The organism is Cupriavidus gilardii (genome assembly GCF_013347325.1).
Lineage (GTDB): Bacteria > Pseudomonadota > Gammaproteobacteria > Burkholderiales > Burkholderiaceae > Cupriavidus > Cupriavidus gilardii.
In genome coordinates, this window is record NZ_CP054626.1 from 2,833,667 (window position 1) to 2,856,147 (window position 22,481).

At 68.0% G+C, this 22,481-nt stretch carries 21 protein-coding genes and 1 tRNA gene; 10 read left to right on the forward strand and 12 right to left on the reverse strand.

The genetic code is table 11. The annotated features are described in order from the left end of the window. Positions 1-119: 119 nt before the first annotated feature. The 4 genes from FOB47_RS22965 to FOB47_RS22980 form a co-directional block, all read right to left on the reverse strand. Positions 120-3,059 carry a ribonucleoside-diphosphate reductase subunit alpha gene (locus tag FOB47_RS22965; protein WP_174782179.1) on the reverse strand — a complete coding sequence of 980 codons (2,940 nt, stop codon included), beginning with the start codon at positions 3,057-3,059 and terminating at the stop codon, positions 120-122. Between the two features lie 504 nt (positions 3,060-3,563). Continuing rightward, positions 3,564-4,169 (reverse strand): 1,6-anhydro-N-acetylmuramyl-L-alanine amidase AmpD, encoded by a 606-nt coding sequence (ampD, locus tag FOB47_RS22970; protein ID WP_174782180.1) that lies wholly within the window; start codon positions 4,167-4,169, stop codon positions 3,564-3,566. Further along, complete coding sequence (locus FOB47_RS22975) at positions 4,166-4,459, reverse strand: PP0621 family protein (protein ID WP_174782181.1); 294 nt, start codon at positions 4,457-4,459, stop codon at positions 4,166-4,168. Before FOB47_RS22975 ends, ampD begins: the two co-directional genes overlap by 4 nt. Before the next feature lie 15 nt (positions 4,460-4,474). Continuing rightward, positions 4,475-5,458: a cytochrome C assembly family protein gene (locus tag FOB47_RS22980; RefSeq protein WP_053822548.1), complete on the reverse strand. Its 984-nt coding sequence runs from the start codon at positions 5,456-5,458 to the stop codon at positions 4,475-4,477. A gap of 277 nt (positions 5,459-5,735) precedes the next feature. On the opposite strand from FOB47_RS22980, the gene ffh reads away from it, so the two are divergent. Beyond that, positions 5,736-7,139: a signal recognition particle protein gene (gene ffh, locus FOB47_RS22985; RefSeq protein ID WP_053822549.1), complete on the forward strand. Its 1,404-nt coding sequence runs from the start codon at positions 5,736-5,738 to the stop codon at positions 7,137-7,139. A gap of 53 nt (positions 7,140-7,192) precedes the next feature. Further along, on the forward strand, positions 7,193-7,738 hold the full coding sequence (locus tag FOB47_RS22990; protein ID WP_174782182.1) for a hypoxanthine-guanine phosphoribosyltransferase: 546 nt from the start codon (positions 7,193-7,195) through the stop codon (positions 7,736-7,738). A gap of 54 nt (positions 7,739-7,792) precedes the next feature. Here the strand turns inward: FOB47_RS22990 and FOB47_RS22995 are convergent, their stop codons facing one another. The 4 genes from FOB47_RS22995 to FOB47_RS23010 all read right to left on the reverse strand — a co-directional run bounded on the left by FOB47_RS22995 (position 7,793) and on the right by FOB47_RS23010 (position 11,950). Continuing rightward, positions 7,793-8,416 carry a LysE family translocator gene (locus FOB47_RS22995; protein WP_174782183.1) on the reverse strand — a complete coding sequence of 208 codons (624 nt, stop codon included), beginning with the start codon at positions 8,414-8,416 and terminating at the stop codon, positions 7,793-7,795. Between the two features lie 165 nt (positions 8,417-8,581). Further along, on the reverse strand, positions 8,582-9,535 hold the full coding sequence (locus FOB47_RS23000; protein WP_151023208.1) for a 2OG-Fe(II) oxygenase: 954 nt from the start codon (positions 9,533-9,535) through the stop codon (positions 8,582-8,584). Further along, entirely contained in the window at positions 9,532-10,218 is a 687-nt protein-coding gene (locus FOB47_RS23005; protein WP_174782184.1) for a lytic transglycosylase domain-containing protein, read from the reverse strand. The genes FOB47_RS23000 and FOB47_RS23005 overlap by 4 nt, the downstream gene beginning before the upstream one ends. A gap of 4 nt (positions 10,219-10,222) precedes the next feature. Further along, a complete protein-coding gene (locus FOB47_RS23010; protein WP_053822553.1) occupies positions 10,223-11,950 on the reverse strand; it encodes a proline--tRNA ligase in 1,728 nt (575 codons plus the stop codon). A gap of 259 nt (positions 11,951-12,209) precedes the next feature. On the opposite strand from FOB47_RS23010, the gene FOB47_RS23015 reads away from it, so the two are divergent. Both FOB47_RS23015 and FOB47_RS23020 read left to right on the forward strand, forming a co-directional pair. Beyond that, positions 12,210-12,869 carry an RNA pyrophosphohydrolase gene (locus tag FOB47_RS23015; protein ID WP_151023206.1) on the forward strand — a complete coding sequence of 220 codons (660 nt, stop codon included), beginning with the start codon at positions 12,210-12,212 and terminating at the stop codon, positions 12,867-12,869. Beyond that, positions 12,862-13,500 (forward strand): CNP1-like family protein, encoded by a 639-nt coding sequence (locus FOB47_RS23020; protein ID WP_244959368.1) that lies wholly within the window; start codon positions 12,862-12,864, stop codon positions 13,498-13,500. Before FOB47_RS23015 ends, FOB47_RS23020 begins: the two co-directional genes overlap by 8 nt. 68 nt (positions 13,501-13,568) lie before the next feature. Here FOB47_RS23020 and proB read toward each other — a convergent pair whose 3' ends face one another. The 4 genes from proB to rplU all read right to left on the reverse strand — a co-directional run bounded on the left by proB (position 13,569) and on the right by rplU (position 16,626). Next, entirely contained in the window at positions 13,569-14,693 is a 1,125-nt protein-coding gene (proB, locus tag FOB47_RS23025) for a glutamate 5-kinase (RefSeq protein WP_053822554.1), read from the reverse strand. Between the two features lie 62 nt (positions 14,694-14,755). Continuing rightward, on the reverse strand, positions 14,756-15,853 hold the full coding sequence (gene obgE, locus FOB47_RS23030) for a GTPase ObgE (RefSeq protein WP_053822555.1): 1,098 nt from the start codon (positions 15,851-15,853) through the stop codon (positions 14,756-14,758). 137 nt (positions 15,854-15,990) lie between these two features. Beyond that, positions 15,991-16,251: a 50S ribosomal protein L27 gene (gene rpmA, locus FOB47_RS23035; RefSeq protein WP_053822556.1), complete on the reverse strand. Its 261-nt coding sequence runs from the start codon at positions 16,249-16,251 to the stop codon at positions 15,991-15,993. Positions 16,252-16,314: 63 nt separating this feature from the next. Then, positions 16,315-16,626 (reverse strand): 50S ribosomal protein L21, encoded by a 312-nt coding sequence (rplU, locus tag FOB47_RS23040; RefSeq protein WP_006576525.1) that lies wholly within the window; start codon positions 16,624-16,626, stop codon positions 16,315-16,317. Between the two features lie 543 nt (positions 16,627-17,169). Here rplU and ispB point away from each other — a divergent pair. The 6 genes from ispB (at position 17,170) to coaE (ending at position 22,390) form a co-directional block, all read left to right on the forward strand. Continuing rightward, complete coding sequence (gene ispB / locus FOB47_RS23045; RefSeq protein ID WP_053822557.1) at positions 17,170-18,099, forward strand: octaprenyl diphosphate synthase; 930 nt, start codon at positions 17,170-17,172, stop codon at positions 18,097-18,099. Between the two features lie 19 nt (positions 18,100-18,118). Further along, positions 18,119-18,195: transfer RNA gene (locus tag FOB47_RS23050), tRNA-Pro, on the forward strand. Between the two features lie 150 nt (positions 18,196-18,345). Then, a complete protein-coding gene (locus tag FOB47_RS23055; protein ID WP_174782185.1) occupies positions 18,346-19,644 on the forward strand; it encodes a GspE/PulE family protein in 1,299 nt (432 codons plus the stop codon). Positions 19,645-19,677: 33 nt separating this feature from the next. Beyond that, positions 19,678-20,802, forward strand: coding sequence for a type II secretion system F family protein (locus FOB47_RS23060; RefSeq protein ID WP_174782186.1), 1,125 nt, complete (start codon positions 19,678-19,680; stop codon positions 20,800-20,802). 1 nt (position 20,803) lies between these two features. After that, on the forward strand, positions 20,804-21,745 hold the full coding sequence (locus tag FOB47_RS23065; RefSeq protein ID WP_276512689.1) for a prepilin peptidase: 942 nt from the start codon (positions 20,804-20,806) through the stop codon (positions 21,743-21,745). A gap of 12 nt (positions 21,746-21,757) precedes the next feature. Next, positions 21,758-22,390, forward strand: coding sequence for a dephospho-CoA kinase (gene coaE / locus FOB47_RS23070; RefSeq protein WP_174782187.1), 633 nt, complete (start codon positions 21,758-21,760; stop codon positions 22,388-22,390). The last annotated feature ends 91 nt before the right edge of the window (positions 22,391-22,481 follow it).

A 22,481-nucleotide genomic window follows, 5' to 3' on the forward strand; every position in this document is an offset into this window, starting at 1 on the left:
CCCAACGGGCGCAACGTCTTCATGTTTTGGAGCCGATCAGGCGGCTTTGGCGGCTTCGGCGGCTTGGGCAATTCCAACTTCTTTATCTTGAACATTGCAGCCTCCTTAGCGTTCCCTTTTTATTGGCAGGCCTCGCACTCGTCGAACCCCGGATCGCCCGGGCGCATCGTGCAGACCGCGCCTTCGGCTTCGGGCATCGCCGGGGCCGAGGCGGCCACCTGGTCGATCGACGAGGCCGAGGCACCGCCGGCGGCGGCGCCCGAGGACACCGCGTTCAGCGAACCGCGCGACACGGTCGACTTCTCGACGTGCGTGGCGGCGATGGTACGCAGGTAGTAGGTCGTCTTCAGGCCGCGGATCCACGCCAGCTTGTAGGTATCGTCCAGCTTCTTGCCCGAGGCGCCGGCCATGTAGATGTTCAGCGACTGGGCCTGGTCGATCCACTTCTGGCGGCGGCTGGCGGCCTCCACCAGCCAGGTCGGCTCGACCTCGAACGCGGTCGCGTACAGGTCGCGCAGGTCCTGCGGAATGCGGTCGATGCGGGCCAGCGAGCCGTCGAAATACTTCAGGTCGGCGACCATCACCTCGTCCCACAGGCCGCGTGCCTTCAGGTCGCGCACCAGGTAGTCGTTGACCACCGTGAACTCGCCCGACAGGTTCGACTTGACGTACAGGTTCTGGAAGGTCGGCTCGATGCAGGCCGACACGCCGATGATGTTCGAGATCGTCGCGGTCGGCGCGATCGCGATGCAGTTCGAGTTGCGCATGCCGTGCTGCTTGATGCGCGCGCGCAGCTTGTCCCAATCCATCGTCGACGACTGGTCGACCTCGAGGTAGCCGCCGCGTTCCTCGGCCAGCAGCTTCAACGAGTCCTGCGGCAGGATGCCGCGATCCCACAGCGAGCCCTCATAGGTGCTGTAGCGGCCGCGCTCCTCGGCCAGCTCGGTCGACGCCTGGTAGGCGTAGTAGCAGACCGCCTCCATCGAGGTGTCGGCGAACTGCACCGCGGCCTCGCTGGCGTACGGCACGCGCAGCACGTGCAGGCAGTCCTGGAAGCCCATGATGCCCATGCCGACCGGACGGTGGCGCAGGTTCGAATTGCGCGCCTTGTCGACCGCGTAGTAGTTGATGTCGATCACGTTGTCGAGCATGCGCATCGCGGTGCGGATGGTCTTCTCGAGCTTGGCGTGGTCGAGCGCGTGGCTGCCGTCGGCCTGCTGCTTCAGGTGCGCGACCAGGTTGACCGAACCCAGGTTGCAGACCGCGATTTCGCTGTCGTTCGTGTTCAGCGTGATCTCGGTGCACAGGTTCGAGCTGTGGACCACGCCGACATGCTGCTGCGGGCTGCGGATGTTGCACGGATCCTTGAAGGTGATCCACGGATGGCCGGTCTCGAACAGCATGCCCAGCATCTTGCGCCACAGCTGCATCGCCGGGATCTTCTTGAACAGCTTCAGCTCGCCGCGCGCGACCTTCTCCTCGTAGCCGAGGTAGGCCTTCTCGAATTCCTTGCCGACCTTGTCGTGCAGGTCCGGGCAGGTCGACGGCGAGAACAGCGTCCATTCGCCGTTCTCCATCACGCGCTTCATGAACAGGTCCGGAATCCAGTTCGCGGTGTTCATGTCGTGCGTGCGGCGGCGGTCGTCGCCGGTGTTCTTGCGCAGCTCGAGGAATTCCTCGATGTCCAGGTGCCAGGTCTCCAGGTAGGCGCAGACCGCGCCCTTGCGCTTGCCGCCCTGGTTGACCGCCACGGCGGTGTCGTTGACGACCTTCAGGAACGGCACCACGCCCTGCGACTTGCCGTTGGTGCCCTTGATGTGCGAGCCGAGCGCGCGCACATTGGTCCAGTCGTTGCCGAGGCCGCCGGCGAACTTCGACAGCAGCGCGTTCTCCTTCAGGCCCTCGTAGATGCCTTCCAGGTCGTCGGAGATCGTGGTCAGGTAGCACGAGGACAGCTGCGAGCGGCGGGTGCCCGAGTTGAACAGCGTCGGCGTCGACGACATGAAGTCGAACGAGGACAGCAGGTTGTAGAACTCGATGGCGCGGCCTTCACGATCGGTCTCGTTCAGCGCCAGGCCCATCGCGACGCGCATGAAGAAGGCCTGCGGCATCTCGATGCGGGTCTCGTCGATGTGCAGGAAGTAGCGGTCGTACAGCGTCTGCAGGCCCAGGTAGTTGAACTGGAAGTCGCGCGAGGCGTCCAGCGCCGCGCCCAGCCGCGCCAGGTCGAAGGTCGCCAGCTTCTCGTCGAGCAGCTCGGCCTCGATGCCGCGGGCGATGAACTTCGGGAAGTACTCGGCATAGCGGCTGCCCATCTCGGCCTGGGTCACTTCCTCGCCGAGGATTTCCTTGCGGATCGTGTGCAGCAGGATGCGAGCGGTGACCTGGCTGTAGGCCGGGTCCTTTTCGATCAGCGTGCGCGCGGCGAGGATGGCCGAGTCGTAGACCTGGCTCATCGGCACGCCGTCGTACAGGTTCTTGACCGTTTCCTTCAGGATCGGCTCGGCATCGACGCCGTCGCCCAGCCCGGCGCAGGCGGTATCGATCAGCGCGTGCAGCGCGACCAGGTCCAGCGGTCGGGTCACGCCGCCGTCCGTGACGTTGAAGTTCGCGACGGACTGCGCCACGCGGGCGACGGCCTGCGCGTTGGCCTGGCCGCGCTCCTGGTTGCGCTTCTCGCGGTAGAGCACGTAGGCGCGCGCGACCTCATGTTCGCCCGAGCGCATCAGCGCCAGCTCGACATGGTCCTGCACGTCCTCGATGTGGAAGGTGCCGCCGTTCGGACGGCTGCGCAGCAGCGCGCGCACCACGTTCTGGGTCAGCTGCTCGACCAGCTCGCGCACGCGCGCCGAGGCGGCGCCCTGCCCGCCGTTGACGGCGAGGAAGGCCTTGGTCATCGCCACCGAGATCTTGCTCGGCTCGAAAGCGACCACCGCGCCGTTGCGGCGGATGATCTTGTAATCCTGGTAGTTGCCAGCGGCGTTCTCAGCGGCGGGGCTCGGCTGCGCCACGGCGGCGGAACCGGCCTTGCCGGCGAATTCTTGTTGGGCCGTCTGCATGAAGCACTCCTGTTTTTGTGACCAGTGTTATCAACGACAAAGAGCCCCTTGGAAAATGCGCAAAAAGAGACATCCCGGGCGCGGCGACGCCGTGCCGGATTACTGCCTTGCTGCATTCCCGTGGAGGGCTCTTGTGACGTGCCGACCCTGTGGCGCGCCGGTGTACGCGCTGCCGGCCGGCTGGAAACGCTTGACGCGCGTGGCGCGAAGGCAACCTGCCGAGCCCGTGGCGAACGCTGCACGCCTAGGTCGGCTCCCCGAAAGCACCACTAGATATAGTGGTCATAACGAAAAGCTGGACTAAGTATAGTGAAATGAATCGCGTTGACCAGTCTTGACAAGCGCTTGCGCGGGCCGGTCCGGCCCGACGCCGGCCCCCCGGCTCCCCGCCAGACCAAGCGGCTCAAGGGTTGCGGCGGTTTGGTCGGCTGGCGCACCGACGAAAGAATTTTTTTTGATTAGCGCCACACTTCCGATAGCCCCGCGCCGACGCGGGGTTTTCGGCTAGCCCGCGGCGCCGCCGCAACGGTACGGCAGCATCGCCGGCGCCAGCCCCGCGGCCTGCGCAAAGCGCGGCCAGTCAAAGCACGGACCGGGGTCGGTCTTGCGGCCGGGGGCGATATCGCTGTGGCCGGCCACGGCCGCGATCGGATAGGCCCGCACCAGCAGCCGCGACAGCGCGGCCGCGGTGTCGTACTGGGCCGGCTCGAACGGCAGCGTGTCGCAGCCTTCCAGCTCGATGCCGATCGAGAAGTCGTTGCAGCGCTCGCGCCCGAAGAAGGCCGACTGGCCGGCATGCCAGGCGCGCTCGGCGCACGAGACGAACTGCAGCAGCTCGCCGCTGCGCCGCACCAGGAAATGCGCCGACACGCGGACCTCGTGGATGGTCGCGAAGAACGGATGGCGGGCCGGATCGAGCCGGTTCAGGAACAGCGCCTCGATATCGTCGCTGCCGAATTCGCCGGGCGGCAGGCTGATGTTGTGGATCACCAGCAGATCGACCGGCATGCCGGGCGGGCGCGGATCGAAGTTCGGCGACGGCACGCGGCGCGCGCCCTCGACCCAGCCCGCGTCATCCAGGCGCAGCCGCGACGGATGCGGCCCGGTCATGCGGGACCGCCGCGGCCGCCGCCACGGTCGCCGCCACGGTCGCCGGATCGCTGCTGCGCCTCCGGCAAATGGCCGGCACGGCAGTAGTGCAGGCCCTGGTAGGCGATCGCCTCGCTGCGCGGCAGATGCACGCCGCAGTGGGCGCACGGCACCATCGGCTCCTGCGCGCGGCGATGGGTATCGGCAGCGGCATCGGCCGGCGGGGGTTTGGCGCGGCGCGCGCGCACGCGGCTGCCGAGCCACCAGAAAATGGCCAGCAGGACCGCCAGCAACAGGAACAGACGTGCCATCGACGATGCCTTGCTTCAGAGGCGATGCAGAATCACTTCGATCACGAAGCGGCTGCCGACATAGGCCAGCAGCAGGATGCAGAACGAGGCGATGACCCAGCGCAGCGCGACGCGGCCACGCCAGCCGTAGAACCGCCGGCCGGCCAAGATGCCGGCGAACATTACCCACGAGACCAGCGCGAACACGGTCTTGTGGTCGAAGCGGAAGACCCGCCCGAACAGCTCCTCGGAGAACAGCAGCCCCGAGGCGATCGTCAGCGTCAGCAGCACGAAGCCGGCCGCGATCAGCCGGAACAGCAGCTTCTCCAGCGTCAGCAGCGGCGGCAGCAGGTCGAGCCAGCGGCCCAGCCAGCCGGCCTGCTGCGGCGCGCCGGCGGCCATCGCGCCGCCCGGCACGTGTACGCCGTGGCCGCGGTTGAAACCATGCAGCCGGCGCTCGACCAGCAGCATCAGGAAGGCGTGGAAGGCCGCCAGCGTGAACAGCCCGTACGCGACGTTGGCGATGATGAAATGCAGCTTGAACAGCGGCCGCGCGGCATAGCCGAGGATCTGCGCGCCGGGGAAGGCGAGCGGCATCAGGCTGGCCAGCATCGCCACCGGGATCACGACCAGCCCCAGTCCGGCCAGCGAGAAGAAGAAGCTCTCGATCCAGTAGATGCCGACGCCCAGCCACAGCATCGCCGACAGCGCGAAGGCAAAGCCGAACACCATGCGGTCGGCCGGAAAGATCGTCTCGTGCAGCAGCATGCCGTGGCTGGCCAGCACCGCGACCATCAGCAGATGCCACCAGGCGGGCTGCCCTTCCGCGCTGCCGCCCGGCGCGGGGCCCGGCACCAGCACCATCGAACCCGGCTGGCCGCCCAGGATCGGACCGCCCGCCGGACCGCCGACAGGTCCACCGGCCGTCGTGGCGGCCAGTCCGGCGTGGCGCGTCGCCCAGCCGTGATAGGCCAGCGCGCAATAGAGGAGTGCCGTCAGGGCATACAGTACAATCGCCATTCGCGCAGTTTACCCTAGCGCCTGTTACGGTGACCGACGGCGGTGACTGACCGCGGTGACCGGCGGCAATGACCCGCGGCGGCAAGGCGGATGGCGGCGCCGCGATGGACGCCCGGCGGACCCGCGCGGTCGGCCCCGCCCGCACGCCACGGTCCGCGCCGCACGGTCGATGACCGGTCGGCCATCGGCCGGCGACAGGCCGGCGACAGGCCGACGACAGGCCGACAAACGCGGCGGCGCGCCGCAACCCTACAAAGCCCACCTCCGGATTTCTGCCATGCTGGACAATCTCACTCAACGCCTGGCGCGGGTCGTCAAGACCATGCGCGGCGAGGCACGCCTGACCGAAGCCAACACCGCCGAGATGTTGCGGGAGGTTCGCCTGGCCATGCTGGAGGCCGACGTCGCGCTGCCGGTGGTGCGCGAGTTCGTGGCCCGCGTCAAGGAAAAGGCGCTGGGCGAGGAAGTGGTCGGCAGCCTCACGCCGGGCCAGGCCCTGGTCGGCGTGGTGCAACGCGAACTGACCGCGGTGATCGGCGGCGAGGAAGCCGTCTCGGCCGACGGTACGCCCGGCAAGGCGGCCGAGCTGAACCTGGCGGTGCAGCCGCCGGCGATCATCCTGATGGCCGGCCTGCAGGGCGCGGGCAAGACCACCACGGTCGGCAAGCTCGCCAAATGGCTGAAGGAAAACAAGAAGAAGAAAGTGCTGACGGTCTCGTGCGACGTCTACCGCCCCGCCGCGATCGCGCAGCTCAAGACCGTGTCGGACCAGGTCGGCGCCGACTTCTTCCCGTCGCAGCCGGACCAGAAGCCGGTCGACATCGCCCGCGCGGCGCTCGACTGGGCCCGCAAGCACTATCACGACGTGCTGATCGTCGACACGGCCGGCCGGCTCGGCATCGACGAGGCGATGATGCAGGAGATCGCCGCGCTGCACGCCGCGCTCAAGCCGGCGGAAACGCTGTTCGTGGTCGACGCGATGCTGGGCCAGGACGCGGTCAACACCGCCAAGGCCTTCAACGACACGCTGCCGCTGACCGGCGTCGTGCTGACCAAGCTCGACGGCGATGCGCGCGGCGGCGCCGCGCTGTCGGTGCGGCACGTGACCGGCCGCCCGATCAAGTTCGTCGGCGTCGGCGAGAAGCTCGACGGCCTCGAGGCCTTCTACCCCGACCGCATGGCCCAGCGCATCCTGGGCATGGGCGACATCCTCGCGCTGGTCGAGGAGGCGCAGCGCGGCGTCGACATGGAAGCGGCCGAGAAACTGGCCAAGAAGATCAAGAAGACCGGCGGCTTCGACCTCGAGGACTTCAAGGCCCAGATCGGCCAGATGAAAAAGATGGGCGGCCTCGGCAGCCTGGTCGACAAGCTGCCCGCGCAATTCGCCCAGCAGGCCCAGGGCGCCAATATGGATCAGGCCGAGAAGCAGGTGCGCCGCATGGAAGGCATCATCAACAGCATGACGCCGGCCGAGCGCGCCAAGCCCGAACTGATCAAGGCCAGCCGCAAGCGCCGCATCGCCGCGGGCGCGGGCGTGCCGGTGCAGGAAGTGAACCGCCTGCTCAATCAGTTCGACCAGATGCAGAGCATGATGAAGAAGCTCAAGGGCGGCGGCATGGCCAAGATGATGCGCTCGATGGGCGCGATGAAGGGCGGCATGAAGGGCCTGTTCAACCGCTGATCCGCCGCATCGACCCTGCCCGCAAGAGAACACCAGAATCAGGACCGAACACCATGATGACTGCCGAACAGGCCCGCGAACTGTGGGCCAACTCCGAGGAAATCGTCAGCGCGCAGGACGTGCAGCAATCGCTGGACCGCATGGCGCGCGAGATCGCCGACAAGATGGGAGACCGCTTCCCGCTGGTGCTGTCGGTGATGGGCGGCGCCGTGGTGTTCACCGGCATGCTGCTGCCCAAGCTCGAATTCCCGCTCGAGTTCGACTACATCCACCTGTCCCGCTACAACAACAAGACGGTCGGCGGCGAGATGCAATGGCGCGTGGCGCCGCGCGAGTCGGTCAAGGACCGGACCGTGCTGGTGCTCGACGACATCCTCGACGAGGGCGAGACCATGGCGGCGATCCGCCAGCGCATCATGGACATGGGTGCGCGGGAGTTCTACGCCGCGGTGCTGTGCGAAAAGACGCTGGCCAAGGCCAAGCCGATGCACCCCGACTTCTGCGGCTTCACGGTGCCCGACCGTTATGTATTCGGCTGCGGCATGGATGCCAAGGGCTACTGGCGCAACCTCGGCACCATCCGCGCGCTGAAGGACTGAGGCACCCGCCTTTCTTCCCCGCCCCTTCCCCGTCCCGGCCGGACGCGCCTGCTTTCAGTGTCCGGCCGCCAGGATCGGCCACAGCGAGCCGAGCAGCAGCAGCGCCATCGTCACGTTGAACACGCGCAGCACGCGCGGCCTCGCCAGCCAGCGGCGCAGCGACGCGCCGAACACCGCCCACACCGCCACGCTTGGCAGATTGATGATCGCCGACAGGCTGGCCAGCAGCAGCAGCACGTTGAGCCAGACATTCGGATGCAGCACATAGGCGCTGCACGCGCCCACCGCCATCACCCAGGCCTTCGGATTGACCCACTGGAACGCGGCCGCCTGCAGGAAGCTCATCGGCCTGGTCACCTGCCGGTCCTGCACGCGGCCGGCGATGGCCAGCTTCCAGGCGAGGTAGACCAGGTACGCGGTGGCCGCCACGCGCAGCAGCGGCCAGGTCCACGGCACGGCGGTAAACAGCGAGCCCAGGCCGAGCGCGATCAGCGCGATCATCACGGCGAAGCCGCTGCTGATGCCGAGCAGATGGGGAATGGTGCGCGCGAAACCGAAATTGACGCCGGAGGCCAGCACCATCGTGTTGTTCGGTCCGGGCGTGATCGACGACACCAGCACGAAGCCGCCGAACGCGGCAAACACGGCAGAGCCCGCCGCCAGTTCCGACAGTGCCATGGCAACTCCTTGAATACAGGGGAAGCGGCAGTCTAGCGCGGCAACCCTATACAGTACCGGTACAGATTCACCGGTAAAGCCCGGCACAGTGCTGCTTGCCGGTTCGGCACAGATGGGGGGCGGCTCGGCGCAGCGCGAAGCCAGACGCCGCCGGCCGGCGGCGGGTCAGCCTTCCCCGCGATACGGCGCCTCGCGCAGCCACTTGGTGGCGATCCACTTCTCCCCCTGCTCGACCGGCAGCCCGGCGTGCAGCGTGCGTTCGTCGAGCGCGCCGTCCTCGCCGAGATAGGCGAAGAACACCGCATTGCCCTGTACCGGATTGACGCGCAAACCCAGTTTCGGAAACGCGGTCGCGCCGCCGGCCGGGACGTCGTTCAGGTAGATCACCAGCGTCGCCATCCGCTGCCCGCCGACGCGCAACTGGCGCGCCTCGCCCGGGCGCTGCGGATTGAAGTAGTCGTAGTGCGGCTGGTACTCGGCGCCGGGCTTGTAGTTCAGGATCTGCAGTCCTTCCCCTTGCTCGACCGGCACACCGGTCACCGCGGCGATGCGCGCCTCGAGCCGCTCGATCAGCGGATGCTCGCCGACCTGGAACATCGCGCCCATGCTGGTGCGCGCATCGATCAGGTTCTCGTCGCCGGTATCGGGATTGACCACAGGCGAGCGCGCCAGCCGGCCCCGGGACAGCGCGATCAGCGCCTCGCATTCGTCCGGCATCAGCAGCCGCTGGAACAGCGCGATGCGCGGCGATTCCATCGCGAACAGCACCGGCACGTCGCGGCCATCGCCGGCGGGCAGCGCGTTGGGGGCCGTGATCGCCGCGGCCGCGGGGGCCGCACCGTCGCGCGCGGCGCTCGTCGTGAGGTCCGTGGCGGCCTTCGGCCTGGCGCCCGGCGATGGCGAATGCCCCGGCCGTGCGCCGCGCTCCCCGGATCCGGCAAGGGCCGCCTGCACCGTGGCGCGGGCGAAGGCCGCATCGTAGCCGGACTGGCACATCGACCGCACCAGCGCGTCGGCGCCGAAGCCTTGCGCGATATGCCGGGCCAGCCAGCGTTCCAGTTCGGGCGACGAGGTGGCGTAGCCGGCCTTGCCGGCCTGCGGATGCGGGCGGGAGGTCATGACGGATCGGACAGGCGGGTGGATGGGAACGCGGCAGGGGCGGCAGTGTTCGCCACCGTCACCGCGGCCTCGGCCTCTTGCCAGCGCCTCCATGCGGCCAGCACCGCGTTCGGGTATTCGGCGCGGCCCCGGCTGCCGTTGTAGCGGCCGAGCGCGAGGAACAGGTCGCCGGACTCGCGGTCCAGGTAGTGGCGCAGGATCGTGCAGCCGTAGCGCAGATTGCTCTGCAGATGGAACAGCTTGCGCGCGTCGCCGTCGCCGATGGTGCGCGCCCAGAACGGCATCACCTGCATCAGGCCGCGCGCGCCCGCCGTGCTGATCGCGTACTTGCGGAAGTTGCTCTCGACCTGGATCAGCCCCAGCACCAGCGCCGGCTCGAGTCCGGCCCGCCTGGCTTCGTAGTAGACGGTCTCGACCAGCTCGGTGCGGAGCGGCGGCTCGGGAATGCGCCGCTCGAGGCGGCGCGACATCTCGGCGACCCAGCGCAGATAGGCCTCGCGCTCGCCGGCGGAGACAAACACCGGCCGGGCGGGACGCGCGTCGGCAATCGCCGCGGCCAGCGCGCCGCGCACGGCGTCGGCCAGCTGCTCCTCGCGCTGGGCGCCGGCGTGCGCGGGCGGCGCGGTCAGCAACGCCAGCGCGGACAGCAGCGCCGCGATGGCGGCGCATCGCGGCGTGAGCATGGCGTCAGCTGGCCAGCAGCTTGCGGACATGCCCGACGATGTCGGCCACCGCCACGCGGCTCGCCTCGGCGTCGCGCCGGCCCTGGTACTCGACCTGGCCTTCCTTCAGGCCGCGGTCGCCGACCACCACGCGATGCGGCACGCCGATCAGTTCCCAGTCGGCGAACATCACGCCGGGGCGCTCGCCGCGGTCGTCCAGGATCGCGTCGACGCCGGCCGCCAGCAACTCGGCATGGATGCGGTCGGCCTCGGCCTTGACCGCTTCCGAGCGGTCGTAGCCGACCGGACACACCACCACCTCGAACGGCGCGATCGCCGCGGGCCAGATGATGCCGCGCTCGTCGTAGTTCTGCTCGATCGCCGCGCCGACGATGCGGGTCACGCCGATGCCGTAGCAGCCCATCTGCATCGGCTGGGTCTTGCCGTTCTCGTCGAGGAAGGTCGCGTTCATCGCGGCCGAATAGCGCGTGCCCAGCATGAACACGTGGCCGACCTCGATGCCGCGGCAGATCGCCAGCCGCCCCTTGCCGTCGGGCGAGGCGTCGCCTTCGACCACGTTGCGCAGGTCCGCCACGAGCGGCTCGGGCAGGTCCCGGCCCCAGTTGACGCCGGTCAGGTGATAGTCGCGCTCGTTGGCGCCGCAGACGAAGTCGCTCATGTTGGCCACGGTGCGGTCGGCCACCACGCGGATCGGCGCCTTGGCACCGATCGGGCCCAGATAGCCGGGCGGCGTGCCGAAGGTCGCGACGATCTCCGCCTCGGTGGCGAAGCGGAACTCGGCCAGGCCCGGCACCTTCGACGCCTTGATCTCGTTCAGGTCGTGGTCGCCGCGCAGCAGCAGCAGCCAGATCTGCGCGGGCTCGCCGGCAGGACCCTCGGTCGCCAGCACGATCGATTTGACGGTGCGTTCCAGCGGGATGCCCAGCAGCTCGGCGACGTCCTCGCACTTGGCCTTGCCCGGCGTCGGCGTGCGCGTCAGCGCCTCGCGCGCGGGCGCGCGTTCGGCCAGCAGCGGCAGCGCCTCGGCCGCCTCCATGTTCGCGGCGTAGTCAGACTCGGGGCAGTAGACGATCGCGTCCTCGCCGGTATCGGCGATCACGTGAAACTCGTGCGAGCCCGAGCCGCCGATCGCGCCGTTGTCGGCCGCCACCGCGCGGAACTCCAGGCCGAAGCGCTGGAAGATGCGGATATAGGCGTCGTACATCTGGCGGTACGACACCTTCATGCCTTCCTCGTCGCGGTCGAACGAATAGGCGTCCTTCATCGTGAACTCGCGCCCGCGCATGATGCCGAAGCGCGGCCGGCGCTCGTCGCGGAACTTGGTCTGGATCTGGTACAGGTTCAGCGGCAGCTGCTTGTAGCTGCGGATCTCGGTGCGGACGATGTCGGTGACGACCTCCTCCGAAGTCGGCTGCAGCACGAAGTCGCGCTCATGGCGATCCTTCAGGCGCAGCAGCTCCGGGCCCATCTTGTCCCAGCGGCCGGTCTCCTGCCACAGCTCGGCCGGCTGCACGAACGGCATCAGCAGTTCGACGGCGCCGGCGCGGTTCATCTCCTCACGGACGATCCGCTCGATCTTGCGGATCACGCGCAGGCCGGTTGGCATATAGCTATAGATGCCGGCACCCAGCTTCTTGATCATGCCGGCGCGCATCATTAGCTTGTGCGAGACGATCTCCGCGTCGGCGGGGGCTTCCTTGAGAGTGGAAATGAAGAATTGCGAAGCTTTCATCCGTGGCTTTCGGTTGGGACAGCAGGTTGGGACGGCGCACGCGGCGCGGATCGATGGGAAAAGGGCAAGGGGTGCGACAGGGTCGAGGACAGCGTCAGAAAACGCCGCCAGGAACACGGTCGCGACACGGTGTCTGGGCCGGCGAAAGGCGCCTGAAACGGCGCATTTCGTCGGGGAAAACCAGCACGCCGGACCGGTCCGGACGGACCCCGCGCTTCCTTTATAATCGACGTAATTCTAAAGGATTCGAGGTGCAGTCATGCTCGATCGTGAAGGCTTCCGCCCGAACGTCGGCATCATCCTCATCAACGCACGGAACGAGGTGTTCTGGGGCAAGCGAATCGGCGAACATTCTTGGCAGTTTCCCCAAGGCGGCATCAAATACGGCGAGACGCCGGAACAGGCGATGTACCGCGAACTGCATGAAGAGGTCGGACTGCTGCCCGAGCACGTCAGGATCGTCGGTCGCACGCGCGACTGGCTGCGTTACGAGGTGCCGGACAAGTTCATACGCCGCGAGATTCGCGGGCATTACAAGGGGCAGAAACAGATCTGGTTCCTGCTGCGGATGGCGGCGCGCGATTGCGATATCTGCCTGCGCGCCACCGACCACCCGGAATTCGACGCCTGGCGCTGGAGCCAGTACTGGGTGCCGCTCGATGCGGTGATCGAATTCAAGCGCGAGGTCTACCAGATGGCGCTGACGGAGCTGTCGCGCTTTCTGCATCGCGGCCAGCGGGCGCCGCTCAGTCCCTACGGCAACCACCATGCCGGGACCCACGGCAACGCCGGCCGCGCCGGCGGCCAGCGCGCGGGCCGGCAAGCCCCGGGCAATACGCCGGCCGCCAGCCAGCCGTCCCCTACCCTGACGCAGCCGGAAGCGCCGGTCTGCGTGCAAACGCGGAGCACTGATGACTAAACCCGCCGGCTTCGGCCGACGCCACACCGGCAGCGCGACCCTCAACGGTCTGGCTGCCGGGCTTGCCACGCTGTTCGCGCTCGCCCTGGTGAGCGCCTGTTCGACCAGCACCGAGACGCCCAAGCGCGCCGCCCAGCTCGAAGCGGAAGAGGCCGAGGAACCGGTCTTCCTGCTCGACCGGCTCGCCTCCAAGGGCTTTCAGGAGGCCGCGACCAAGCTGCCGCCGCCGCCGGCCGACGCCGATCTGCTGCCGTTTGACGTCAGCACCACGGGGCGCCTGTCGTTCGCGGTGGACGCCAAGTCGATCGTGGTCGGCGAGGACGGCGCGGTGCGCTACACCGCGGTGATCACCAGCCCGACGGGCGTGCGCAACATCAGCTACGAAGGGGTGCGCTGCGACGTGTTCCAGCGCAAGCTGTTCGCCACCATGCCGCCCGGCAGCAAGACCTGGGTGCCGAACCAGAGCGCGGGCGCCGAGCAATGGCGGACGATGAGCACCAGCGTGCGCAACAGCTATGCGGCGACGCTGGCGTCCGAATATCTTTGCGACGGCCGCGCGGTGGCGGGCAAGACCGAGGACATCGTGCGCGCGATCCGCGACGGCGTGGCCCGGCAGGGCGCGTACCAGTAAGGGGTATCGACAGACTACGATGAAGGCCGGCGGCGGCGGATTGCCATCGCCGGCCTTCTTGCGTCCGCTCAGACGAGTACGAGGTTGTCCCGGTGGATCAGCTCGGGCTCGTTCAGATGGCCGAGCACCGCTTCGATTTCCGATGACGGCTTGCGGGCGATCAGGCGCGCCTCGGCGCTCGAGTAGTTGGTGAGGCCACGTGCCACCTCGCGCCCCTGCGCATCGACGCAGGCGATGACCTCGCCGCGCGCGAACTCGCCCTGCACTTCCACCACGCCGATCGGCAGCAGCGACTTGCCGCCCGCGGTCAGCTTGTCGACCGCGCCGGCATCGATGACGACGCGCCCGCGCAGCTGCAGATGGTCGGCCATCCATTGCTTGCGCGCGGTCAGCCGCCCGGTCGGCGCCAGCAGCTGCGTGCCGATCGCCTCGCCGCCGGCCAGACGCGCGAGCACGTCGGCCTCGCGTCCGGACGCGATCACCGTATGGGCGCCCGACTTGGCCGCGCGCTTGGCCGCCAGGATCTTGGTCAGCATGCCGCCGCGGCCGATCGCGGTGCCGGCACCGCCGGCCATCGCCTCGAGCTGCGGCGTGCCGGCCAGCGCCTCGTGCACGAACTCGGCGGCCGGATCCTTGCGCGGATCGGCGGTGTAGAGGCCGCGCTGGTCGGTCAGGATCACCAGCGCATCGCCCTCGATCAGGTTGGTGACCAGCGCGCCCAGCGTATCGTTGTCGCCGAACTTGATTTCGTCGGTGACGACCGTGTCGTTCTCGTTGATGATCGGCACCACGCCCAGGCCGAGCAGCGTCAGCAGCGTCGAGCGCGCATTCAGGTAGCGCTCGCGGTCGGCCAGGTCGGCATGGGTCAGCAGCACCTGCGCGGTGCGGATGCCATAGCGGCCGAACTGGCTCTCGTAGACCTGGGCCAACCCCATCTGGCCGACCGCGGCCGCGGCCTGCAACTCATGAATCTCGCGCGGACGGCGCACCCATCCCAGCCGCTGCATGCCCTCGGCGATCGCGCCCGAGCTGACCAGCACGACTTCCTTGCCGGCGGTACGCAGCCTGGCGATCTGCGCCGCCCAGCGGGCGATGGCATCGTGGTCCAGCCCCTTGCCGTCGTTGGTGACGAGGCTCGATCCGACCTTGACGACGATGCGCCGGGCCTGCGCGATGACCGATTGGGTGGGCAACTGTGTCTCCTGAAGTAGGGTCGTGCCGGGCAAAGATCCGGGACAGAATTCCGGCGAGGCGATCAGCCTTGTCGTTCGTCGCGATCGACGTTGTGCAGCCGTTCGTCCAGACGCACGTCCGGCTCGGCCAGCGCCGCGGCCTCCTCGGCCTTCAGCGCGGCCAGATGGTCCTTGATCGCGTAGACCAGCTCGCGGCAGCCCTCGCCGGTCAGCGCCGAGATGCGGAACACCGGTCCCTTCCACTTGTAGCGCTTGATGAAGTCCTTGACGCGCGCCTCGCGCTCGTCCTCGGGAACCATGTCGAGCTTGTTCAGCACCAGCCAGCGCGGCTTCTCGTACAGCTCGGCGTCGTACTTCTTCAGCTCGTTGACGATGGCGCGCGCCTCGGCGACCGGATCGACCGATTCGTCGAACGGTGCCAGATCGACGATATGCAGCAGCAGCCCAGTGCGCTGCAGATGGCGCAGGAACTGATGTCCCAGCCCGGCGCCCTCGGCGGCGCCTTCGATCAGCCCCGGAATATCGGCGATCACGAACGATTGCTCGTGGTCGACCCGTACCACGCCGAGATTCGGATGCAGCGTGGTGAACGGATAGTCCGCGACCTTGGGCCGCGCATTGGACACGTGCGAGATGAAGGTCGACTTGCCCGCATTGGGCATGCCCAGCAGGCCGACGTCGGCCAGCACCTTCAGTTCGAGCTTCAGCATGCGGCGCTCGCCCGGCTTGCCGTCGACCTGCTGGCGCGGCGCACGGTTGGTACTGGACTTGAAATGCAGATTGCCCCAGCCGCCCATGCCGCCCTCGGCCAGGCACACCTTCTGGCCGTGCTCGGTCAGATCGGCGATGACCTCGCCGCTGTCCATGTCGGTGATCAGCGTGCCGACCGGCATGCGCAGGGTCACGTCGTCGCCGGCCGCGCCGTAGCAGTCGGAGCCGCGGCCGTTTTCGCCATTGCGGGCGACATGCTTCTTGGCGTAGCGGAAATCGATCAGCGTGTTGATGTTGCGATCGGCCACCGCGTAGACGCTGCCGCCACGGCCGCCATCGCCGCCGTCCGGCCCGCCGAACGGCACAAACTTCTCGCGCCGGAACGACGCGCTGCCATTGCCCCCATTGCCGGCAATGACTTCGATTCGGGCTTCGTCGATGAACTTCATGATGGTGATCCGTGCTGGAGCGTGCCGCGTCGAAAGACCTTGTCAGGCGCTGCCGGCGGCGGGCGACGTTCGACATTGTCGCCAGAAAAGAAAAAGCCCCGCAAGGGTTGCGGGGCCTTCGTGCTGCAAGGCAGTGGTCAGGCTGCCGGAACGACGCTGACCTGCTGCTTCTTGGCAGCGCCCTTGACGGCGAACTTCACGTGGCCGTCAACCAGGGCGAAGAGGGTGTGGTCCTTGCCCACGCCGACGTTCTCGCCGGCATGCACACGGGTACCGCGCTGGCGGACGATGATGCCGCCGGCGTTGATGGCCTGGCCACCAAACACCTTCACGCCCAGACGCTTCGATTCGGAATCGCGGCCGTTCCGTGTGGAACCGCCGCCTTTTTTCTGTGCCATGACTTAACTCCTGTCGCTTTACCTGGATGTCACCGATTTGCTGTCGTTGCGGTCCGCGGGGACTCAGGCAACGATCGCTTCGATGCGCAGTTCGGTGTAATTCTGGCGATGGCCTTGGCGCTTCTGGTAATGCTTGCGACGGCGCATCTTGAAGATCTTCACCTTGTCGTGACGACCCTGGGAGATAACGGTAGCTTTGACGGAAGCCCCGCTGACCAGCGGCGTACCAAACTTGATCTGGTCGCCAGCGCCCACTGCGAGCACTTGGTCGAGCGTGATTTCTGCGCCAATGTCTGCCGGTATCTGTTCTACTTTCAGTTTTTCGCCAGCAGCAACCTTGTATTGCTTGCCGCCGGTTTTTACGACCGCGTACATTGTCGAACCTCTCGATGTGAATAAACGCCCAAAAGCCAGCGCTGGCGCGGCTTCGCGGCTAGGCGAAGCGGCCATGCAACGCGCTTTCGGCCCGGTTATCTCCCGCCGGCACGGACGCAACAACAGCAGTTCAGCCGGAGGAAACTTGGCATTCTATACGAGCAGCGGGAAAAGTGCAAAGAAAACAAACACATAGGCCCGCAGAGACGGGCAGCGCACTTAATGCAGTGGCCCCTCAGGTCGCCTCGGCGAGCAGAAATCCGGCCAACGCGGCGAACGCGACCCACCACGCGAGGCGGCGGGAGGGGCGGCGGCCATGGCCATCGGGAGCGGCGGGCTTGTTCATGGCGGCATTATAGGCGCCGGTCCCGCCCCGGCCCGCAAGCCGGTATCCGCCGGCGAACGCGCCGCGCGCTCGCGCGCACGAGGTGCCATCCGGGCCATCTGGACACGGCCATCGCATATAATCGCTCGTTCTGCGTAACGGTGATCATCTTGTCCGAGTCTTCCGCTTCTGCCTTGCTCGCTCCGGTCGCTGCCGACATGCGCGCCGTCGATGCAGTCATCCGGCAGCGCCTGTCTTCCGAAGTGCCCCTGATCGAACAGATCGGCGAATACATCATCGGCGCGGGCGGCAAGCGCCTGCGCCCCGTGATCCTGCTGCTGTCCGCACGCGCGCTGGGCTATGACGGACATCGCCATCACGAACTGGCCGCGGTGGTGGAATTCATCCACACCGCCACGCTGCTGCACGACGACGTGGTCGACGAATCCGAGCTGCGGCGCGGCCGCCAGACCGCCAACGCGGTGTTCGGCAATGCCGCCAGCGTGCTGGTCGGCGACTTTCTCTATTCGCGCGCGTTCCAGATGATGGTCGACGCCGGCAGCATGCGCATCATGCAGATCCTGTCGGACGCGACCAACGTGATCGCCGAGGGCGAGGTGCTGCAGCTGCTGAACATGCACGACCCCGACGTCACGGTGGAGCGCTATCTGCAGGTGATCCGCTACAAGACCGCCAAGCTGTTCGAGGCCTCGGCCCAGCTTGGCGCGGTGCTGGCGGGTGCCGACGCGGCGATGGAAGAGGCGGCCGCCGAATACGGCCGCCGCATCGGCACCGCCTTCCAGCTGATCGACGACATGCTCGACTACACCGCCAGCGCCGAGCAGATGGGCAAGAACGCCGGCGACGACCTGCGCGAGGGCAAGCCGACGCTGCCGCTGCTGCATCTGATGGAGCATGGCAGCGCCGAGCAACGCGCGCTGGCGCGCGAGGCGATCGTCCAGGGCGGCACCGAACACTTCGACGCGGTGTTCTCGGCCATCCATCAATGCGGGGCCCTGGATGCGACCTTCGAGGCCGCAAAACGCGAGGCCGATGCGGCCGAACGCGCGGCAATGCAATTTCCCTCTTCACAACTGAAGGAAACGCTGATAAAGTTATGTGCTTTCTCGCTGCAACGTCAGTCCTGACGCGGCGGGGAACAGAAAACGGGGTGTAGCTTAGCCTGGTAGAGCGCTACGTTCGGGACGTAGAGGCCGGAGGTTCGAATCCTCTCACCCCGACCAGTTTTTCCGAAAGGGCCGTGCAGCGATGCACGGCCCTTTTGTTTTGGTCGTTTTGGCTTTGGCCGGCGCTTCCCATTTGAGACTGGGCGCATTCCCCTCCCTGCCCGCGCATCGCACACTGGGCCACTCCTCCACTGCGCCCCGCCCGCCATGATCGCCGTGACCTCCCCGTCCGATGCGCCGTCCGATGCGCCGATCGATGCGCCGATCGATGCGCCGATCGAATACGACCCCGCCATGCCGTCGGCCGACGACGCGCCGGTCGTGCGCTTCGTCCACAGGCTGCTGGCCGAGGCCTGCCGGCGCGGCGCCTCGGACCTGCACTTCGAGCCGTACGAAGGCTTCTATCGCGTGCGCTTTCGCATCGATGGGCAGCTGCACGAGGTCGCCCGTCCGCCGCTGGACATTCGCGATCGCATCGCGACGCGGATCAAGGTGCTGGCGCGGCTGGACATCGCCGAGAAGCGTGTACCGCAGGATGGCCGCATGCGGTTCGTGGTGCCGCGGCGCGACGGCGAGGCGACGCCTGACGGGGCCGCCGGCCGCGCGGTCGATCTGCGCGTATCGACGCTGCCGACGCTGTTCGGCGAAAAGATCGTGCTGCGCATGCTGGCCGCGTCCAGCGTGCGGCTCGATATGGACAGCCTGGGCCTCGAGCCGACGCAGCTGGCCGTGCTGCTCGAGCGGCTGCGCCGTCCGCACGGCATGGTGCTGGTCACCGGTCCGACCGGCAGCGGCAAGACCGTTTCGCTGTACGCCTTCCTGAATCTGCTGAACCAGCACGAGCGCAATATCTCGACGGCCGAGGACCCGGCCGAGATCCAGCTGGCCGGCATCAACCAGGTCAATATCCACGACAAGATCGGCCTGAACTTCCCCACCGTGCTGCGCGCGTTGCTGCGGCAGGACCCGGACGTGATCATGGTCGGCGAGATCCGCGATGCCGAAACCGCCGATGTCGCGGTCAAGGCGGCGCAGACCGGCCATCTGGTCCTGTCGACGCTGCACACCAACGATGCGCCGGGCACGCTGACACGGCTCGCGCAGCTTGGCGTCGCGCCCTTTCACCTGGCCGCCAGCGTGCTGGTGATCACCGCGCAGCGGCTGGCCCGCATGCTGTGCGCCTGCAAACGTCCGGTCCCGGTGCCGCTGTCCGCGCTGCGCGAGGCCGGTTTCGCGGACACGCTGCTCGACGGCGACTGGCAGCCCTGCCAGCCGGTCGGCTGCGCCGCCTGCCGCGGCAGCGGTTATCGCGGGCGTTGCGGCATCCATCAGGTGATGCCGGTCTCCGACGCGATGCAGAACATCATCCTGTCGCGGGGCAGTGCCCGTGCGCTGGCCCAGCAGGCGCGCCGCGAGGGCGTGCTATCGTTGCGCGAGGCGGGGCTGCTCAAGGTCAGGGCGGGCACGACCTCGCTGGCCGAGGTGCTGGCGACGACCAATCCATAACGACAATCCATCACGAAGATCGACCGAACGATCATGCCATCCGGGTCCACCATGGCGGCGCCGGCACCGCGCGCCGCCGTCCGCCTCAGGGCCATGGCGCGCGTCATCGCGCCACCCCGATTCCATGCCGAGGACATCGCGCGCTTCACCCGCCAACTGTCGACGCTGCTGGGCGCCAGCGTGCCGCTGCTGCCGGCGCTGGACATCATCGCGCGCGGCCATGGCGACCCGGCGTGGCGCCGCCTGCTGGCGCAATTGCGCGCCGACATCGAGGGCGGCAGCGGCATGGCGCAGGCCATGCGCCGCCATCCCCGCACGTTCGACGCGCTGTACTGCAGCCTGGTCGAAGCCGGCGAGCACAGCGGCGCGCTGGGCGGCATGCTCGACAGGCTGTGCGTCCATCAGCAACAGGAGATCGCGCTGCGTGGCCAGGTACGCGCCGCGCTGCGCTATCCGCTGGTGGTGCTGGCGGTCGCCGCCGCCGTGACGACGATCCTGATGCTGTTCGTCATTCCCGCCTTCAAGCAGGTCTTCGTCGGCTTCGGCGCCGGCGCCGAACTGCCCGGACCCACGCAATTCGTGATCGCGGTGTCGGATGGCCTGGTTGCCAACTGGCAGCTGCTGTTGTTGCTGCCGCCGCTGGCGTGGCTGGGCCTGCGGCACGCGCTGCGGCGCTCGGCTGCGCTGCGCCATGCGCGCGATCGCGCGGTGCTGCGGTTGCCGCTGGCCGGTCCGCTGCTGCGCAAGGCGGCGGTGGCACGCTGGACGCGCACGCTGGCGACGCTGTCCGCCGCGGGCACGCCGCTGGTCGAGGCCATGGCGCTGGTCGCGGGAGCCGCCGGCAATCGTGTGTACCGCGATGCCACGCGGCAGATCGAACGCGCGGTGCGTTGCGGCGCCAGCCTGGCGACGGCAATGCGCGCCAGTGCCGCGTTCGACCCGATGGCGCTGCAGATGACGCGCATCGGCGAGGAATCGGGCGCGCTCGACACGATGCTGCTCCATGTCGCGCAATGCTGCGAGCGCGAGGTCGACGAGGGCGTCGCCGCGGTCGCCGGCATGGTCGAGCCGCTGATCGTCGTGGTGCTGGGCGTGCTGATCGGCGCGCTGGTGATCGCGATGTATCTGCCGATCTTCAAGCTCGCCCAGGTGGTCTGAGATGCAAGGCTTCCTGTCGAACTGGAACGCGGCCATGCCCGCTGGTACCTGGACCATTGCCGCACTGGCCGCGCTGCCGCCGTGGTTCCTGCTGAGCGCGGCCGCGCTGCTCGGTCTGGTGGTCGGCAGCTTCCTCAACGTGGTGGTGCATCGGCTGCCGCGCATGATGGAACGCGAGGAGGCGAACTATCTGGCGGCGCTGCGCCACGAGCCCGTGCCCTACCCCGATCGCTACGACCTCGTGGTGCCGCGCTCGTCGTGCCCGCACTGCGGCCATGCGATCGCCCCGTGGGAGAACATCCCGGTGCTCGGCTATCTGTTGCTGCGCGGCCGCTGCTCGGCCTGCGGCAAGCCGATCGGCCTGCGCTATCCCGCCGTCGAGCTGATCAGCGCGGCACTGTGCGCGCTGGCGGCCTGGCATTTCGGGCCCACCTGGCAGGCGCTGGCCGCGCTGGTGCTGATCTGGTCGCTGCTGTCGCTGGCGCTGATCGATGCCGACACGCAACTGCTGCCGGATCAGATCACGCAGCCGCTGCTGTGGCTCGGCCTGCTGCTGAACCTGACCGGCCTGTTCGCGCCGATCGGCGATGCGGTGATTGGCGCGGCCGCCGGCTATCTGCTGTTGTGGACCACCTATTGGCTGTTCAAGCTGCTGCGCGGCAAGGAGGGCATGGGCTATGGCGACTTCAAGCTGATGGCCGCGCTCGGCGGCTGGTTCGGCTGGCAGGCGCTGCCTGCGCTGGTGCTGGTGTCGTCGGTGGTTGGCCTGGTGTACGGTCTTGCCAAGATCGCACTGCGCCGCCACGATCGCGATACGCCGTTCCCGTTCGGGCCGTTCATTGCCGGCGCCGGACTGCTGGTGCTGTTCGCCGGTGCCGACTGGCTGCTGCCGTCATTGGCGCCGGACATTGCCATCGAAGCGGGCGCGATGCAGACCCACTGACCCTGGAGACTTATGCTGGAAATCGGATTGACCGGGGGCATCGGCTCCGGCAAGAGCCGCGTCGCCGATCTGTTTGCCGAGCGCGGCGCCGCGCTGATCGATACCGACCTGATCGCGCACGAGATCACCGCGCCCGGCGGCGCGGCAATACCCGCGCTGGTCGAGGCCTTCGGCCCCAAGTGTCTGCGCGCCGACGGCGCGATGGACCGCGACGCGATGCGCGCGCTGGTCTTCTCCGATCCAACCGCCAAGGCCCGGCTCGAGGCGATCACGCATCCGCTGATCCGCGAGGTCACCGAACAGCGGGCCGCCCGGATCCGCACGGACGGCGCCCATCCCTATCTGATCCACGTCGTGCCGCTGCTGGTCGAATCGGGCCGCTGGCGCGAGCGCGTCGATCGCGTGCTGGTGGTCGATTGCAGCGAAGCGACGCAGATCGCCCGCGTAATGGCGCGCAACGGCTTCTCGCGCGAGCAGGTCGAGGCCATCATGGCGAGGCAGGCCACACGCGCGCAACGGCTGGCCGTCGCCGACGACGTGATCGACAACGATGGCCCGGTCGAGGCATTGCCGCCGCAGGTCGAGACGCTCGATCGCCGCTATCGTGCGATGCAGCCGCTGTCCGCCAAACCCGCCGCGCGCTAGCCACGCCGGCGTGCAAGCGCACTTTCCGTCAGGCGCCGCCGAGGCCACCATCGGCGGCGTTTCATTGTCCTTGCGCGCTGTCTCGCATAGA

What these genes read in the sequence shown, in the direction of transcription:
- FOB47_RS22965 (WP_174782179.1), bottom strand. Translation starts at nt 3,059, where the DNA reads ATGCAGACGGCCCAACAAGAATTCGCCGGCAAGGCCGGTTCCGCCGCC.
- ampD (WP_174782180.1), bottom strand. Translation starts at nt 4,169, where the DNA reads ATGACCGGGCCGCATCCGTCGCGGCTGCGCCTGGATGACGCGGGCTGG.
- FOB47_RS22975 (WP_174782181.1), bottom strand. Translation starts at nt 4,459, where the DNA reads ATGGCACGTCTGTTCCTGTTGCTGGCGGTCCTGCTGGCCATTTTCTGG.
- FOB47_RS22980 (WP_053822548.1), bottom strand. Translation starts at nt 5,458, where the DNA reads ATGGCGATTGTACTGTATGCCCTGACGGCACTCCTCTATTGCGCGCTG.
- ffh (WP_053822549.1), top strand. Translation starts at nt 5,736, where the DNA reads ATGCTGGACAATCTCACTCAACGCCTGGCGCGGGTCGTCAAGACCATG.
- FOB47_RS22990 (WP_174782182.1), top strand. Translation starts at nt 7,193, where the DNA reads ATGATGACTGCCGAACAGGCCCGCGAACTGTGGGCCAACTCCGAGGAA.
- FOB47_RS22995 (WP_174782183.1), bottom strand. Translation starts at nt 8,416, where the DNA reads ATGGCACTGTCGGAACTGGCGGCGGGCTCTGCCGTGTTTGCCGCGTTC.
- FOB47_RS23000 (WP_151023208.1), bottom strand. Translation starts at nt 9,535, where the DNA reads ATGACCTCCCGCCCGCATCCGCAGGCCGGCAAGGCCGGCTACGCCACC.
- FOB47_RS23005 (WP_174782184.1), bottom strand. Translation starts at nt 10,218, where the DNA reads ATGCTCACGCCGCGATGCGCCGCCATCGCGGCGCTGCTGTCCGCGCTG.
- FOB47_RS23010 (WP_053822553.1), bottom strand. Translation starts at nt 11,950, where the DNA reads ATGAAAGCTTCGCAATTCTTCATTTCCACTCTCAAGGAAGCCCCCGCC.
- FOB47_RS23015 (WP_151023206.1), top strand. Translation starts at nt 12,210, where the DNA reads ATGCTCGATCGTGAAGGCTTCCGCCCGAACGTCGGCATCATCCTCATC.
- FOB47_RS23020 (WP_244959368.1), top strand. Translation starts at nt 12,862, where the DNA reads ATGACTAAACCCGCCGGCTTCGGCCGACGCCACACCGGCAGCGCGACC.
- obgE (WP_053822555.1), bottom strand. Translation starts at nt 15,853, where the DNA reads ATGAAGTTCATCGACGAAGCCCGAATCGAAGTCATTGCCGGCAATGGG.
- rpmA (WP_053822556.1), bottom strand. Translation starts at nt 16,251, where the DNA reads ATGGCACAGAAAAAAGGCGGCGGTTCCACACGGAACGGCCGCGATTCC.
- rplU (WP_006576525.1), bottom strand. Translation starts at nt 16,626, where the DNA reads ATGTACGCGGTCGTAAAAACCGGCGGCAAGCAATACAAGGTTGCTGCT.
- ispB (WP_053822557.1), top strand. Translation starts at nt 17,170, where the DNA reads ATGCGCGCCGTCGATGCAGTCATCCGGCAGCGCCTGTCTTCCGAAGTG.
- FOB47_RS23055 (WP_174782185.1), top strand. Translation starts at nt 18,346, where the DNA reads ATGATCGCCGTGACCTCCCCGTCCGATGCGCCGTCCGATGCGCCGATC.
- FOB47_RS23060 (WP_174782186.1), top strand. Translation starts at nt 19,678, where the DNA reads ATGCCATCCGGGTCCACCATGGCGGCGCCGGCACCGCGCGCCGCCGTC.
- FOB47_RS23065 (WP_276512689.1), top strand. Translation starts at nt 20,804, where the DNA reads ATGCAAGGCTTCCTGTCGAACTGGAACGCGGCCATGCCCGCTGGTACC.
- coaE (WP_174782187.1), top strand. Translation starts at nt 21,758, where the DNA reads ATGCTGGAAATCGGATTGACCGGGGGCATCGGCTCCGGCAAGAGCCGC.